Below are 14,149 nucleotides of genomic sequence, written 5' to 3'. Positions count from 1 at the left end.
ACGTCCGTGAAGGCCTCCTTCCCTACGCTCAAGGTAGGGAAGGAGGCCTTCACGGACGGCTTTCGTGAGTGGCTAGGACGGTTCTCGCGAGGCGTCAGCAGTTCAGCGTCGCACCCGCCCAGTCGGCGTGGTCGGAATCGACGCCGTCACCGCCGTCCGTCACGACCAGATCGAGCACCCGCACCCCGCTCAGCGGCACGGAAAGCTTCTGCGCCGCCTGGCCGCGCTTGAGCACACCGGTGTTCGCCAGCCGCTTGCCGTCACCGACGATCTCGAACGCCACACTGCCCCCGGCCTTCTCGTCGTCGACACCGACGGACGAACTGAACGACGCGCATCCGCCGCCGAGGTAGAGCCGGACCTTCGACGGCGCGTGGACGCCCAGCCCGTCTTCGTAGGTCACCCCGCCGATGCTCATCTCGTGCCCGTCACCGGCACTCGATTCACCGTTGCTGGTCCCGCGTTCCACCGGCCCGTAGCCGTTGTCCGCCGTCATGAACGCCGCCTTCGACAGCGCGCTCGTCCCGGCGGCGGGCGGTTTCACGAGGGGAGCGCTTCCGTGGACGGACAAGGATCGCGCACCCGATGACGTCCGGTAGTCGATCCGGCCGGAGACCTCGACGCGGTCGCCGACCGGGGACGACGGGCGCACGGTCCAGCTCCGCTCCCACGACTTTCCCGGCGCGACAGCGGGAATCCTCACCTCGGTGCTGCCGTCCGGCTTCCAGCCCGCTCCGACGGTGAGCTTCACCTTGCCCTCGGTCAGCGGTGTCCTGCCGTCGTTGAACACCTGGAGTGTCGTGGTGAACGGCTTGTCGGCGGCGGCGAATTCGGGAGACCGCAAGGAAAGCGTCGTATGCGGCGCGGCCTTGGGCTGCTTCGACGGCCAAACCCGGAAGGCCGCGGAACCGTGGCTCGGCAGCCCTGCCCGCAGGACTCCGGCGGAATCGGTCTCGGCGCCTGTCCACAGATCCCGGACACGGTAGCCCGCCGCGGCCGGGGCACCGATCTCCTTGGCGGTGGCGGACAGGGTCGCCGGCGCGCCACCGCGATTGAACAGCACGACGACGTTCGAGCCGTCCGACATCGGCTTGGCCCAGACTTCGGTGTCGCCGTCGTCGCGGACCTTGCGGCCCTGCTTGCCGCCCCAGTCCTGGTTGACCGCGAGAAGATCCTTGTTCAGCAAGATCTTCTTCGTCGCTTCGGACATCGAGCGCAGGTCGTTGCCCGCCAGCAGCGGGGCGTTGAGCAGCGACCAGAGCGCGAAGTGGGAGCGGTACTCCGTGTCGGTCATGCCGCCGTTGCCGACCTCGAGCATGTCCGGGTCGTTCCAGCCGCCGGGCCCGGCATAGCCTTCCAAGCCGACCTGCTGGTCGAGGAGGTTCGTCATGCTCGACCAGGTGTCGCTGATGTCGCCGGTGGTGCGCCACAACTGCGCCCCCGCGCCCTTGCCCCATTCCCAGGGCTTGTTCTCGCCCCATTCGCAGAGGGCGTAGACGATCGGGCGGCCGGTCTTCTTCAGCGCCTCACCCATTTTCGTGTACCGCTCCAGCGCGGGACGGCCCTGGTTGTGGCAGTTGTCGTATTTGAGGTAGTCGACTCCCCAGTCCGCGAACGTTTGCGCGTCGACTTCTTCGTGGTCGAGCGAACCCGGCATGGTCCGCGCGCAGGTTTCCGTGCCCGCGCTGGTGTAGATGCCGAGCTTCAGGCCTTTGCCGTGCACGTAGTCGGCCAGGGCCTTGATGCCGCTGGGGAACCTTGTCCGGTGTGGTTCGTATTTCCCGTCGGGGGTGCGGTTCTTCTCGGCCCAGCAGTCGTCGAGGTTGACGTACTGGTAGCCCGCGGCCTTCATCCCGGACGACACCATGGCGTCGGCGGTTTCGCGGATCAGCTGTTCGGTGATGTCGCAGCCGAATTTGTTCCAGCTGTTCCAGCCCATCGGCGGTGTCGCGACAGGTGGTGGGCTTTCGGCCGCTGTCGCCGGGACGGCGCAGAGGGCGGTGAGCGTGCAGGCGGCGACGAGCGTGCCGGCTAGACGACGCATAAGTTCCTCCAGAATGCTCAACTTTGAACAAACTCACCCATCAAGCAACAGGATCGGCCACCGCTGGTCAAGGGCCGATGGGATGGTGTGGGAAATTCACCGGAGGTTGCGGCGACAGACCGGACAGGTCCGCGGCGCGAACTGTGCACGATGGAGTGTTCGCGTCCCGGCCGGATCCGGGTGAGGATGGGGGCACGAGCACGAGGAGGAAGATCATGGTTTCGTCGGCGTCCGCGCGCAATCCGTTGTGGCACCCCTTCGCGGACATGGGGGCGGTCGACGGAGACCGGCTGGTCATCGCCCGCGGTGAGGGTTCCTATGTCTGGGACGACGAGGGGAAGCGCTACTTCGACGCGACCGCGTCGCTCTGGTACGCGAACTTCGGGCACGGGCGCGAGGAGATCGCGCAGGCCGTCGCGGACCAGTTGCGGACGCTCGACTCGTACAACCTGTTCGGCTACAACGCCAACGAGCCCGCGCTGAAGCTCGCCGAGCGGGTTTCCGCGCTGGCACCGGAACCGGGTTCGAAGGTGTTCTTCGGTTCGGGCGGCGGCGACGTCATCGACACCGCCGTCAAGATCGCGCGAGCGCATTTTTCGCATACCGGGCGTCCGGAGAAGGTGCACGTCATCGGGCGGGTGCAGGGCTACCACGGCACGCACGGTTTCGGTACGGCCGTCGGCGGCATCGCGGCCAACGCGACGGGCTTCGGGCCGCTGCCGAGCGACATCTCGCACGTGCCCTACGACAGCGCGGAAGCGCTCGAAGCGGAGATCCGGCGGGTCGGGCCGGAGCGGGTCGCGGCGTTCTTCTGCGAACCGGTGATCGGCGCGGGCGGGGTCCTGCTGCCGCCGGACGGGTACATCGAGACGGTCGCGGAGATCTGCCGCGAACACGGCGTGCTGTTCGTCGCGGACTGTGTGATCGCCGCGTTCGGGCGGCTGGGGACCTGGTTCGGCATCGACCGGTGGGCCGTGAAGCCGGACATGATCACGACCGCGAAGGGCATCACCGGCGGGACGATCCCGCTGGGCGCGCTGATCGTCGCGCCGAAGGTGGCCGAGCCGTTCTTCACCGGCAAGCCGGGCGCGCCGGTGCTGCGGCACGGCGCGACGTACGCGGGGCACCCCGTCGCCTGCGCCGCGGGGAACGCGACGTTGGACATCTACGAGCGCGACGGGCTCATCCCGCGCGGGCGCGAACTGGAGAAGCCGCTGGCGGACGCGCTTTCCGGACTGGCTTCGCATCCGCTGGTCGCGGAGGTCCGGGCCGGGCTCGGCTTCCTCGGCGCGGTGGAACTCGAGGCCGATTTCCTCGCGTCCGACGCGGGCGCGCCGAACCGGCTGCAGCGGACGGCGCGGGAGGAGGGCGTCCTCGTGCGGAACCTCGCCAAGGGGATCGCGGTCTCGCCGCCGTTGATCGCGGGGGAGGCCGAACTGGATCTGCTCGCTTCGGCCCTGCCTCGAGCGCTGGACCGGCTGGTCTGACGGCTACGGGAGTTCGAGCAGCGGCATCGGTGCCGCATCTGGCTTCCAGGTGTTCAGGAAGCCGTCTTGTGCGGAGAGATCGACCAGTTCGACTCGGGCGCCGATGCTGTCGATGCGGTGGTAGAAGTGGTTCACCAAGCAGGTTCTACCAGCGTGACGGGGAAAGGGGAGCCGGGTGGCCGGATTGAGCGAGCAGGTCCGTGACTGGGTCGTGGCGCCGAACTTCTGGCATCTGGCCACGGTGAACCAGGACGGTTCGCCCCAGGTGTCGCCCATGTGGATCGACGTCGAGGGCGAGCACATCGTGTTCAACACCGCCGTCGGCCGCGTGAAGGAGGAAAACCTGCGCCGCGATCCGCGGGTGTCGCTCTCCTGCGTGGACGCGGGCAATCCCTATGACCGGGTCGTGATCCACGGCCGCGCCGTCGAGTTCGTCGAGGGTGACGAGGCGGACCGCTGCATGGACCGGCTGGCGAAGAAGTACGTCGGAACCGACCGGTTCGAATGGCGGATCCCCGGCGAGCGGCGGGTCAAGATCCTCGTCGAGCCGGATCGCGTTCGCCACGTGGTCGGAGTCGAGCCCTTCCGGCGCGGAATCCTGCCGGAGTCCTGAGGCGAGGCGCGAAGTGCCGACGCGATGAAGGGGCCTCCCACGGCGAATTCAGCCGTGAAAGGCCCCTTCATGTCACGCCTCGCGACGTGCACGAGGGCTCGAACTCGGTCATGAGGGGCACAGCCGACGGGACCAGGTCCCTTCATGACACCGCCGGTCTCAGCGGAGACGGAGTTCGTCGCCCTCGTTGTCCGCGGTGGTGATCCACGCGGACGGTCCGGGTGTCACCGGGAGGTCATCCGCCATACCGGCACATGGACCACCCGTCCCGACATTTCCGGGAGCTCATGCCCGCTGACCACGGTGAACCGCCATTTGTCGACGCCGCCGCCGATGATCTCGGCATAGCGCCGGGCGCCGTCCGCGTTGGCGAAGCGCACCTGCTGGCCATTGGTGAGATGGGTGATCTTGACCGCCATCCGTGTCTCCTCTGCTCCGGTGCCGGCCCGCGGAGCTTCCCCCTCCGGGGCCGGCGCGCACAGTAGAACACACGTTCGATAGGCGTGGCCAATCGAACCCCCCGTGCGGGTCATCGCCGCATGGTCACCCTCGGCCACGCGTCCAGGCCACGGGCGATTTCGTGGGTTCGGATGGCTCGCAGACCGTCGGTGAGGTCGTCCTCGTCGAGCGTCGCGAAGCCGAGCCGGGCGTAGTACGGCGCGTTCCAGGGCACCTCGGCGTACGTCGTCAGCGTCAGTCCGGCGAGCCCTTCGCGCGAAGCCCACTCCGCCGCGTGCTCGATCAGCCGTCGTCCGAGACCTCGCCGCGCGTGGTCCGGATGGACGGACACCTGCTCGATGTGGCCGTGCCCGTCGACGACCTCGGCGAGCAGGTACGCCACCGGGCCGTCGCCGGTGTCGCAGACCCAGGCGTGACCGACGCTCTGGTAGGCCGCGAGATCGGCGAGCGAAGGCGGGTCGTCGTCGGCGATCGCGGCCATGCCGAGCGCGCGGAACGGCTCGCCCGCGGCTCGTTCGATGTCCTGGAGCGCGGGCAGGTCTTCGGGTGTCGCCGGTCGGATCACGAGTCGAGTTCTACCCCTCGGCGGGAGCGGTCGCGCGCGAATTAAAGAGAGAACGACGAAACGGCGCGGTGGATCCGGCTCGCGTACGACTGGAGCGCGACGATGGCGGCCCGCTTCGCTTCGTCGCTGATGCGGGTCGCGGGGGCGGCGAGGCTCAGCACCGCGGGCCGGTGCCCGGTGCTCGGGATCGGCACCGAACACGACCAGACGCCGTCGTCCAGTTCGCCCCAGCTGACCGAATACCGGTTGACACCGGCGCGTTTGACCTCTTCCCGCACGCTGGGCCCGCGACGCTGCACGATCGACGAAAGACGTCTTTCGCGTTCGCCTTCCGGCAGCATGGCGAGCAGCATCTTGCCCGACGCGCCGGCGCCGAGCGGGACGGAATGGCCTGGCTGGAACGTGAAGCGCATCGCGCGTTCGCATTCGACCCGGTCCGCGCAGACCGCGGAATCGCCGAAATGCTGGAACAGCAGGACCGTCTCGCCGAGGTCGCGCGCCGCCTCCTCCATCGCGGGACGTGCCAGCCGGGCGAGGTCGTTGGCCAGTTGCGCCGCCCGCGCGAGCGGCATCACCTGGCTCGTCACGTGATAGCGGCCTGTCTTGCCCTCCTCCAGTAGTTGGAGTTCCTTCAGTAGCGCGACATAGCGATATGTCGTGGCCACGGGGGTGCCGATCCTCGCGGCGAGTTCGGCGACACTCGCGTCCCACCGGCGTTCGGAAAAGGAGAGCAGCAGCTGGAGGACTTTGCGTGAGCTGCTGGCGCCGGGGGTGCGTTTCGGGGGAGCGGTGGTGTCCAGGGATCGTGCGGCAGGCGTCATCTCGACCTCTCGCCGGGGCAATCACAAAGAGTCAAGAAAGTAGCACATTGTGTGAATTGCCGACCAGGGACTTTGGTCCACGAACAAACGGACTTCTTGCTAGGTTCGGAGGATGGAAAAGCCATTGGCGGGCAAGATCGCGTTGGTCGCGGGCGCGACTCGCGGGGCCGGGCGGGGAATAGCGGTGCAGCTGGGGGCCGCGGGCGCGACCGTTTACGTGACCGGCCGCAGCACCGGTTCCCGGAGATCCGAAATGAATCGCCCGGAGACGATCGAGGAGACGGCGGCGCTCGTCGACGAAGCGGGCGGGCACGGCATCGCGATCGGCGTAGACCATTTGGAGGCCGATCAGGTCCGCGAGCTGGTGGAACGGATCGACGCCGAACAGGGTGCGCTGGACGTCCTGGTCAACGACATCTACGGCGCGCCCATCGAATGGGGTAAAACGGTCTGGGAGTCCACTTTGGACACCGGGCTGCGGACGCTGCGGCTCGCGATCGACACCCACGCCATCACCAGTCATTTCGCTCTCCCGCTCATGATCAAGAGGCCGGGTGCGCTGGTCGTCGAGGTGAACGACGGGACCACCGAGTACAACTCGGGTAACTACCGCGTTTCGTTCTTCTACGATCTCGCCAAGACCGCGGTGAACCGGATGGCGTTCGCGCTCGGGCACGAATTGGAACCGCATGGTGGTACCGCGGTGGCGGTGACGCCGGGCTGGCTGCGTTCCGAGGCGATGCTCGACGCTTATCAGGTCACCGAAGAGAATTGGCGGGACGCGACGAAGGTGCAGCCGCACTTCGCCATTTCTGAAAGCCCGGCGTTCGTCGGCCGGGCCGTCGCGGCACTGGCGGGCGACGCGGAAGTGGCCCGCTGGAACGGGAAATCGGTGTCCAGCGGTGAATTGGCGAAGGAATACGGATTCACCGACCTCGACGGCAGCCGTCCCGACTCCTGGCGTTATCTCGTGGAGGTCCAGGACGCGGGCAAACCGGCGGACGTCACCGGCTACCGCTGAGTCTCCCGCTGCAAGAACGGCGTGAGCAGGCCGGGCGCGGCCTGTTCCGCCATCGCCAGCCCGGCCGATTCGCCGACGTCGACCACCAGATAGCCGCCCCTGCCCGCCGCGATCGGGGCGGTCACGGTGATCAACCCGCCACGGCGCTGGAAGAACGACCGGCTGACGACGATCCCGGTGAGCCCTTCGCGCCGGATCGCCACCGTCGAGCGCGCCAGTGAACCGGAGCGGCTGACCAGGTACCGGCCGACGATCGCGTGGCCGAGGTTGCGGTAGCCGTCCCAGCCCACGAGCGCCGCGAACGGCACCAGGCCGAGCGCGACCTGCCACATCCACCCCGGCAGGAAATCGATCCACGCCAGGCCGAACAGCGCCGCCGCCAGGATCAGCACGCCGCCGATCGCCCTGGTGAGCCGCCTGGTCAGCGCGCGTCGCGGATGCCGGTTCAGCGGCACGGTGGCCGGGTCGAAGTTCTCCCGCAGCACCTCGGCCGCGACCTCGTGGACCCGGCCGACGGGCGCGGGCGGCAGCAGAAGCCCGCCGCCCTTGTCCCCGCCTTTGCCCTCGCGCAGCCCGCCCGCGATCGCGGTGAGCCGCGCGCCGCCCGCGATCCGCAGCGGCAGCGGTTCCTTCACCTCGACGCCGCGGAGCCTGTCCTCTTCGATGGACACCGAACGCGTGGTGATCAGTCCGCGCCGGATGTGCAGGGTGCCTTCGGTTTCCCTGGTGAGCTTGAAGTTCCAGAACGAGAGCACGTATCCGCCGACGGAAAGCAGCGAGACGACCACCAGCAGGGCGATCGCGGCGACCACGACGATCAGCCAGACCGCGGTGTTCGCCAGATCGTCCATGAGATCCCGCAGCGGTCCGACGTTCTCCGGGGCGATGTTCAGCTGATGCGCGAAATGCCAGACCGCGGCGAACACCGCGCCCACCACGGCGAGTCCGGACAGGGTGAACGGCGCGTACCGCACCCACTTCCGGTCGACCTCCGCCACGATCTGCTCCGGCGGCGGGGCGGTCTCGGCTTCCGCGACGATTTCCCTGCGGTGCAAGAGAACCGTGCGCAGCCGGTGTGCCTCGGTCTTGCTGACGGCGTCGAGCACCAGCTGGTCGCCGCTCGCGCCCTGCCCGATGGAATGCCGTCCGGTGCCGATGCGCACGGCGCTGAGCGAGAACAGGCGGTGCTTCGGCTCCGAGGTGACGTCGACGGTGCGGATCCGGTCCAGCGGGATCGCGCGATGTTTGCGCAGCAGCAGGCCCGTGGTCCATTCGACCTGGCCGTCGGTGATGCGATACCGCGAAGTGAGCACGTGCGAGATGCCGACGAACACGGTCAGCGCGGTGACGCCGAGCCCGATCCACTCCCAGCCGTTGCCCCGGCCGAGGATCACCGTCCCGATCAGCACCGGCAGCGATTTGACGACGTCGAGCACCGGCCGGATCAGCAGCATCCGGCGGTCGAGGCGGTGCCACGGGCCGACGACGGCTTCCGGTGGTGCCTCGGTGCTCATGTCGCGTCACCGGGGGTGGACTGCGTGGTCTTCGTGAGTTCCGCGGCGAGCGCCAGCGCGTCGGCGTGGTCGAGACCGGCGATCTTGACCGGCCCCGCGGCCGACGCGGTCGTCACGGTGATCTTCGCCAGCCGGAACAGCTGCTCGACCGGATCCCGCTCGATGTCGACGGTCTGGATCCGCGAGATCGGCGCGATCCGCCAGTCCTGTTTGAGCCAGCCCTCCTGGGTGTACACGGCCTCGCCGGTGACCTCCCAGCGGTGGATCCGGTAGCGCCACTGCGGCATGACCAGCAGATGCAGGGGACCGAGCACACAGGAGATCGTCAGCGTCACCGTGAGCCACGTCGGCGGTTCGTCGCTCGTGAGCACGAACACCGCCTGCACGCCGATGAGCACCACCCAGCCGACCGCGGCCCACATCGTCCAGTACCCGATGGCGCGACGGCTGACCCGGTTGGCGGGCGGGCGCAGGGTGAGTGTCTCTTCTGTCACCCCTTCAGCCTGCACCACCTCGGCGCGCACCGCCCACGACAACTGTCACGGACCGATAGGATCTCGGCCACCATCGGCGGAATGGATGCCCCCTATCGGGGCGTTGCCACCCGTAGACGGTTGTACGCACGAAACCTGGAGGATCTGGTGGCGCTGGACCCGGAAGACCTGTACGAGGTGGACTCGGACGTCCCTGACCTCGGCGGGGCCGTGCTCCTGCACTACTTCGACGGGTTCATGGACGCGGGTTCGGCGGGCAAGCTCGTCGCAGAGCACCTCCTGAACTCCCCCGAACGCCGCGTGATCGCGCGCTTCGACGTCGACCGCCTCATCGACTACCGCTCGCGCCGCCCGACGATGACCTACTCCATCGACCACTGGGAGGCCTACGACGCCCCCGAACTGGTCGTCCACCTGCTGCACGACGCCGACGGCGTGCCGTTCCTGCTGCTCACCGGCCCGGAACCGGACCACGACTGGGAGCGGTTCTGCGCGGCCGTGCGGGCGCTGGTCGAACGCTGGGACGTCCGGCTCACCACCGGTTTCCACGGCATCCCGATGGGCGCGCCGCACACCCGCCCGCTCGGCGTGACAGCGCACGCGACGCGGGACGACCTGGTCGGCGAGCACCGGCCGCTGCCCAACCGGATGCAGGTGCCGGGCAGTGTCGCCGGACTGCTGGAGTTCCGCTTCGGCGAGTGGGGGCACGACGCGTCCGGCTTCGCCGCGCACGTGCCGCACTACCTGGCGGACTCGACGTACCCGAGCGCCGCGTTGCACCTACTCGAGGCCGTCGCCGAGGCGACCGGGCTGAACCTGCCGGACGGCGACCTGCGGGAGGCCTCGCAGGAGGCGGAAGCCGAGATCGCGCGCCAGGTCGCCGGTTCGGAGAAGGTCGCCGACGTCGTGCGCGCGCTGGAGCAGCAGTACGACACGTTCATGGAGGCGTCCAGCAAGGAAAGCCTGCTCGCGGAGTCGGTCGAGCACATGCCGACCGCGGAGGAGCTGGGGAGCCAGTTCGAGCGGTTCCTGGCGGAGCAGCAGAACGGTGGCGACACACCGGAGCGCTAGTCCGACCGGCGCCGGCTGGTGCCGCGAAAGCCACTTTCGGGACATCAGACGTCCCGAAAGTGGCTTTCGCGGCATCCTCCTCCTGCAGGTGGGCGTGGCCGGGAGTGGAGTCGTGAGGGCGGTTCGGGCTGAGAGGGCGTTGCGAAAGCCACTTTCGCAACGTTGAAGGTTGCGAAAGTGGCTTTCGCGGCATCCTTCCGTGGCGCCACGAGCCAGACGAGAGTCGACGGTGAAGGAATTGGGACGTTGAGTGTCCCAATTCCTTCACCGTCGCGGGGGCATCGAGGTCCGCGAGCTCACCGAGACCCAGGTCAGTGCCAGCCGAGGGAAGCGATGACGCCCCAGGTGCTCTGCAGGCCACTCGAGCTGCCGAGCCCGGAAGTCAGCATGCCCGGCGTCCCGGGAACGGCGGCGAAACCGAGGATCGAGCTGCCCTCGGCCGTCTTCGCCACCTCCGGCGGCAGCGTGTCCTTCCGCCATTCGATCCCGTTCCACACGGCCATCAGGACATGGCCGTCACCGGGCAGCCAGCCCGCGGTCCACAGCTTCCCGGAACCGTCGAGCGCGGCGGCGTTGATCTCGTCGAACGGAACGGACGGCAGGGAACTCCACTTCTGGCCGTCCCAGCGCGTGACGAAGGCGGGGATGCCGGTCGCGTTCCATTCGTTCACCCTGCCGACGACGTAGGCCGAGCCGCGGCCGTCGGGCACGACGTGGTTGACCACCCAGCCGGTGCGGTAGTCCGAAGGCACGGGAACCTCGACCTGCCGCCAGCCACCACCGGTCCGGTGCAGCAGGAACGGCGTCTCCTTCCCGTCGGCCGCCACCGACGTCGCGGAGACCCACAGGTCGTCGTCGCCGGTGCCGCTGACCCGGGTCGGCAGGAGCGGGCGGCTGCCGGTCTGCGGGATCTCGACCGTCTCCCACGTCTTCCTGGTCCAGTGCTCGAGATGATGGGCCGACTTGCCCGTCTTGAGGTCGAAGTCGACCGAGACCAGCCAGACCGAGCTCGGCGAGAACGCGGCGATACCCGCCGTGAACCCTTCCATGCCCGCCGGCGGTTTCGGGCGTGCGATGTCGGTCCACGTCTTGCCGTCCCACCGCTGGACCACGGTGGACGTCGACGCGGCGGCCCGCGGACCCGCCGCGTTCGGCAGTCGCGCGGGCCGACGCGTGCCCGCTTCGGCGCTGCGGTCACCGGCGACCCAGACGTTGTCCGGTGCCGAGGCGGAGATCTCGGTGAACCGGGCGCTGGTGCCGGTGACCGGGGCCGGGGTGGTGTCGGCCCATTTCGCGCCGTCCCACCGGACCGCGACCGGGACTTCGGCGCTGCCGGTCCAGGCACTGCCGACGGTCCAAGCGTCGCCCGCGCCGGTGGCGGTGACGTCGAAGTAGATCCGGTTGCCCGTGCTGTCCAGTGGTTGTTCCAGCCGCCAGCCCTCGCTCGCCGAGGCCGTACTCGTGAGCAGGCCGGACAGGCCGAGGACCAGACCGGACACGGTCAGCGCTGATCGTCTTGCTACGCCTTGCATCTGGGACCCTTCCAGTTGTCGCAGGGAGTGCATGTGAACTCCTTACGAACCACCCGCCCGGAAGGTTGCCCGGTCAGTGGTCGACGGCGACCATTTCCCTCGAATGCCCGGGCCGTTCGATCTCGTCGACCAGCGCGACCGCGAGATCCGCGTAGGAGAACGGTCCTGCGTCCTCCGCGCGCGGCAGCACCCGGTGGTCGCCGCTGCGGTACTCGCCCGTCCGTTCGGCGTGCTCGTCGATGATCGCGGGCGGCGGCGCGATGATCACCCAGTCCAGCTCGCCGCCGGAAGCACGGAGGACCTCCAGTTCCGCCGTGTGCCCGAGCGAGAACTCGCGGTGCGCCGACGGCCAGCCCGGCTGGTCGTGGAACGCGACGCCCGGCGAGATCTCCAACGCCGATCCGACGCCGACGACGACCAGCCTCGTGACACCGGCCTCGCCGAGGCCGTCGATCAGCGCGTGCGCGGCGGCCGGGTAGTACTCCAGCGCGGGGAGATCCGCGCGGTAGACGGAACTGATCGCGGCGTCGTGCCCGGCGGCGGCCTTCGCGACGTCGTCGGCGACCGTGACATCGGCGGCGACCAAGGTGACGTCGGTACCGGCGAGATCCTTGTGACGCCGGGGATCCCGGACAGCGGCGGTCACCTGATGCCCGCGGCTCACGGCTTCGGCGACGGCACGGCGTCCTCCACGTCCGCCTGCCCCGAAAATGACGATTCTGCTCATCGCGCTCCTTTTTCCGTGCCGGTACCCGATCACCGGCGGTGAACGCGATGGTAGGAGCGGACCCCTCGGTTACCGCAACGAAACCGGCTCCCGGGCGTTCTGGGCCCGTTCACTCGAATGGTGCTGGTGTATCGTCCCGGAATGCTTCACCTGGCACCCCATTCAGCCCTGAAGACCTTGGGCCGATCGGCCCGCGGCACCCTCGGCCGGGGCCTGCACCGGCTCGCCCGGCGATTCCATGATCCTTATACCGAGGAACTGAACCGGGTCGCGGCGGAACTGCGCGCGGAGATCGTCCGGCAGGGCGATCGCTGTTTCGATCGCGTCATCGAGTTCGAGATCCGGAGCCGCCGCGACATCATCTACGCCGGCGATCAGGACGCGGCGCGCGAAAGCAACCGGTTCGCCCGTGAGCACCTGACCGGAACCCGTCACTTCGCACGTCCACAAGAGACTCTCGCGTACGCGCTTTCCCTTGCCCCGTCAGGGGGAATGGCGCTTGAATTCGGGGTCGCGAGCGGGAACACGCTGCGTGTGATCGCCAAGGCGCGAGGCGACGTCGAGACCTACGGCTTCGATTGGTTCCAGGGCCTGCCGGAGAACTGGCTCAACGGGATGCCCGCCGGTTCGTTCGCGCGTGAGGATCTGCCGGACGTCCCCGGCGCCGAACTCGTCGTCGGTCTCTTCGCGGACACGCTTCCCGGCTTTCTCGAGCAGCACGAAGGCGTCGTCGATTTCCTTCACGTGGACGGCGATCTGTACAGCTCGGCGAAAACCGTGCTCGATCTGGCGGGCCCGCGTCTGCGGCCGGGCAGCATCGTGCATTTCGACGAGTTCTTCAATTACCCCGGCTGGCAGAATCATGAGCAGAAGGCGTGGCTGGAATACGTCGAACGCACCGGGACCGAATTCGAATACGTGGCCTACACCTACGCCGACAACCAGGTCACCGCCCGGATCACCGGCTAGAGCATCTCACGGACTTCGATCGTCCCGATCGCCGACCAGGGATGACTTTTCGCCGCCTCGACGGCTTGTTCGCGAGTGTCGCAGTCGAGGATGGTGATGCCGCCGATCTGTTCCTTCGTCTCGGCGAACGGGCCGTCGGTGAGCAGTGCCTTGCCGTCGCGGACGCGGACGGTCGTCGCCGATTCGGGCGCGTGCAGGCCCATCCCGTTGACGCGCATGCCGCGTCTCGTCCTCTCCGCGGCCCAAGCGCGGCAGGGCTCGGTGATGTCCGTGCCGAGCGATTCGTCGCCGACGGTCCCGCGGAGCATGAGCAGGTAGCGCACCGGTTCTCCTAGTCCGTGAGCCCGTCTTCGTAGGCCCGCAGCGTATCGATGAACAGCCGGCGCTGCGCGGGTGTCAGCGGCGCGAGCGCCTTCTGCCAGGCGCGGGCGCCCTGTGCGAGCCAGCCGTCGATTGCGGGGCGCATGCGCTCGCTGATGGCGACGATCCGCCTACGCCGGTCTGTCTCGTCCTCGCGCCTGTCGAGAACGTTCTTCTTGGTCAGTTCGCCGACCATCAGGCTGACCGTGGTCGGAGCGACCTCGAGCCGTTCGGCCAGTTCGTTCACCGTCATCGGCCCGTCGAAGAGCAGATACGACAGCAGCGACAAGTGGCGTGGAGCGAGCGACAGCGACTGGAGCTCGTCGGGGATCTTGATCCGCTTCGCGCGGCCGACCATACGCGGCATGAGCAGCAGCAAGGCGCGCACGGCGTCGTCGACTTCCATGTCCTCGGTTGACACCGGGCACCCTCCTGGATACCTTTGCAAGCAAAGAGACTTTGCTTGCAAAGC

Annotated in this window: 16 protein-coding genes; 5 read left to right on the top strand and 11 right to left on the bottom strand. The window is 68.5% G+C overall.

The genetic code is table 11. The features are described from left to right. Positions 1 to 94 precede the first annotated feature (94 nt). Positions 95 to 2,044, bottom strand: coding sequence for an NPCBM/NEW2 domain-containing protein (locus HDA45_RS13295; RefSeq protein WP_184895129.1), 1,950 nt, complete (start codon positions 2,042 to 2,044; stop codon positions 95 to 97). 215 nt (positions 2,045 to 2,259) lie between these two features. Between HDA45_RS13295 and HDA45_RS13290 the strand changes: the two genes are divergently transcribed. After that, positions 2,260 to 3,531: an aminotransferase family protein gene (locus HDA45_RS13290; protein ID WP_184895127.1), complete on the top strand. Its 1,272-nt coding sequence runs from the start codon at positions 2,260 to 2,262 to the stop codon at positions 3,529 to 3,531. A gap of 3 nt (positions 3,532 to 3,534) precedes the next feature. Here HDA45_RS13290 and HDA45_RS42790 read toward each other — a convergent pair whose 3' ends face one another. Continuing rightward, entirely contained in the window at positions 3,535 to 3,666 is a 132-nt protein-coding gene (locus HDA45_RS42790) for a hypothetical protein (protein WP_281400740.1), read from the bottom strand. A 40-nt stretch (positions 3,667 to 3,706) separates the two neighbouring features. Here HDA45_RS42790 and HDA45_RS13285 point away from each other — a divergent pair, with 40 nt between their 5' ends. Continuing rightward, entirely contained in the window at positions 3,707 to 4,144 is a 438-nt protein-coding gene (locus HDA45_RS13285) for a TIGR03618 family F420-dependent PPOX class oxidoreductase (RefSeq protein ID WP_184895125.1), read from the top strand. A gap of 224 nt (positions 4,145 to 4,368) precedes the next feature. Here HDA45_RS13285 and HDA45_RS13280 read toward each other — a convergent pair whose 3' ends face one another. The 3 genes from HDA45_RS13280 to HDA45_RS13270 all read right to left on the bottom strand — a co-directional run bounded on the left by HDA45_RS13280 (position 4,369) and on the right by HDA45_RS13270 (position 5,989). After that, on the bottom strand, positions 4,369 to 4,563 hold the full coding sequence (locus tag HDA45_RS13280) for a hypothetical protein (RefSeq protein WP_184895123.1): 195 nt from the start codon (positions 4,561 to 4,563) through the stop codon (positions 4,369 to 4,371). A gap of 110 nt (positions 4,564 to 4,673) precedes the next feature. Beyond that, positions 4,674 to 5,168 (bottom strand): GNAT family N-acetyltransferase, encoded by a 495-nt coding sequence (locus tag HDA45_RS13275; protein ID WP_184895121.1) that lies wholly within the window; start codon positions 5,166 to 5,168, stop codon positions 4,674 to 4,676. A gap of 41 nt (positions 5,169 to 5,209) precedes the next feature. Continuing rightward, positions 5,210 to 5,989 (bottom strand): IclR family transcriptional regulator domain-containing protein, encoded by a 780-nt coding sequence (locus HDA45_RS13270; protein ID WP_184905589.1) that lies wholly within the window; start codon positions 5,987 to 5,989, stop codon positions 5,210 to 5,212. 112 nt (positions 5,990 to 6,101) lie between these two features. On the opposite strand from HDA45_RS13270, the gene HDA45_RS13265 reads away from it, so the two are divergent. After that, complete coding sequence (locus HDA45_RS13265) at positions 6,102 to 7,010, top strand: SDR family oxidoreductase (RefSeq protein ID WP_184895119.1); 909 nt, start codon at positions 6,102 to 6,104, stop codon at positions 7,008 to 7,010. Here the strand turns inward: HDA45_RS13265 and HDA45_RS13260 are convergent. Both HDA45_RS13260 and HDA45_RS13255 read right to left on the bottom strand, forming a co-directional pair. Then, complete coding sequence (locus HDA45_RS13260) at positions 7,001 to 8,524, bottom strand: PH domain-containing protein (RefSeq protein ID WP_184895117.1); 1,524 nt, start codon at positions 8,522 to 8,524, stop codon at positions 7,001 to 7,003. The two genes, HDA45_RS13265 and HDA45_RS13260, sit on opposite strands and share 10 nt — an antisense overlap. Beyond that, positions 8,521 to 9,060 carry a PH domain-containing protein gene (locus HDA45_RS13255; protein ID WP_184895110.1) on the bottom strand — a complete coding sequence of 180 codons (540 nt, stop codon included), beginning with the start codon at positions 9,058 to 9,060 and terminating at the stop codon, positions 8,521 to 8,523. Before HDA45_RS13255 ends, HDA45_RS13260 begins: the two co-directional genes overlap by 4 nt. A gap of 105 nt (positions 9,061 to 9,165) precedes the next feature. On the opposite strand from HDA45_RS13255, the gene HDA45_RS13250 reads away from it, so the two are divergent. After that, complete coding sequence (locus HDA45_RS13250; protein ID WP_184905587.1) at positions 9,166 to 10,089, top strand: PAC2 family protein; 924 nt, start codon at positions 9,166 to 9,168, stop codon at positions 10,087 to 10,089. 311 nt (positions 10,090 to 10,400) lie between these two features. On the opposite strand, the gene HDA45_RS13245 is transcribed toward HDA45_RS13250, so the two are convergent. Further along, entirely contained in the window at positions 10,401 to 11,654 is a 1,254-nt protein-coding gene (locus HDA45_RS13245; RefSeq protein ID WP_246480695.1) for a hypothetical protein, read from the bottom strand. A gap of 40 nt (positions 11,655 to 11,694) precedes the next feature. Then, a complete protein-coding gene (locus HDA45_RS13240) occupies positions 11,695 to 12,348 on the bottom strand; it encodes an NAD(P)-dependent oxidoreductase (RefSeq protein WP_184895103.1) in 654 nt (217 codons plus the stop codon). A gap of 141 nt (positions 12,349 to 12,489) precedes the next feature. On the opposite strand from HDA45_RS13240, the gene HDA45_RS13235 reads away from it, so the two are divergent. Beyond that, positions 12,490 to 13,317, top strand: a complete 828-nt coding sequence (locus HDA45_RS13235) for a class I SAM-dependent methyltransferase (protein ID WP_246480693.1) — start codon at positions 12,490 to 12,492, stop codon at positions 13,315 to 13,317. Here HDA45_RS13235 and HDA45_RS13230 read toward each other — a convergent pair. Continuing rightward, the gene (locus tag HDA45_RS13230) at positions 13,314 to 13,640 is read right to left on the bottom strand and encodes a YciI family protein (RefSeq protein ID WP_184895101.1); all 327 of its coding nucleotides are present in this window, start codon (positions 13,638 to 13,640) and stop codon (positions 13,314 to 13,316) included. The genes HDA45_RS13235 and HDA45_RS13230 overlap by 4 nt on opposite strands. Before the next feature lie 8 nt (positions 13,641 to 13,648). Continuing rightward, the gene (locus HDA45_RS13225) at positions 13,649 to 14,083 is read right to left on the bottom strand and encodes a MarR family transcriptional regulator (protein ID WP_184905581.1); all 435 of its coding nucleotides are present in this window, start codon (positions 14,081 to 14,083) and stop codon (positions 13,649 to 13,651) included. Positions 14,084 to 14,149 lie beyond the last annotated feature (66 nt).

This window comes from Amycolatopsis umgeniensis (assembly GCF_014205155.1).
Classification (GTDB): domain Bacteria; phylum Actinomycetota; class Actinomycetes; order Mycobacteriales; family Pseudonocardiaceae; genus Amycolatopsis; species Amycolatopsis umgeniensis.
Note: the sequence above shows the minus strand (reverse complement) of the source record. Positions and strands in the feature narration are given on the sequence as shown.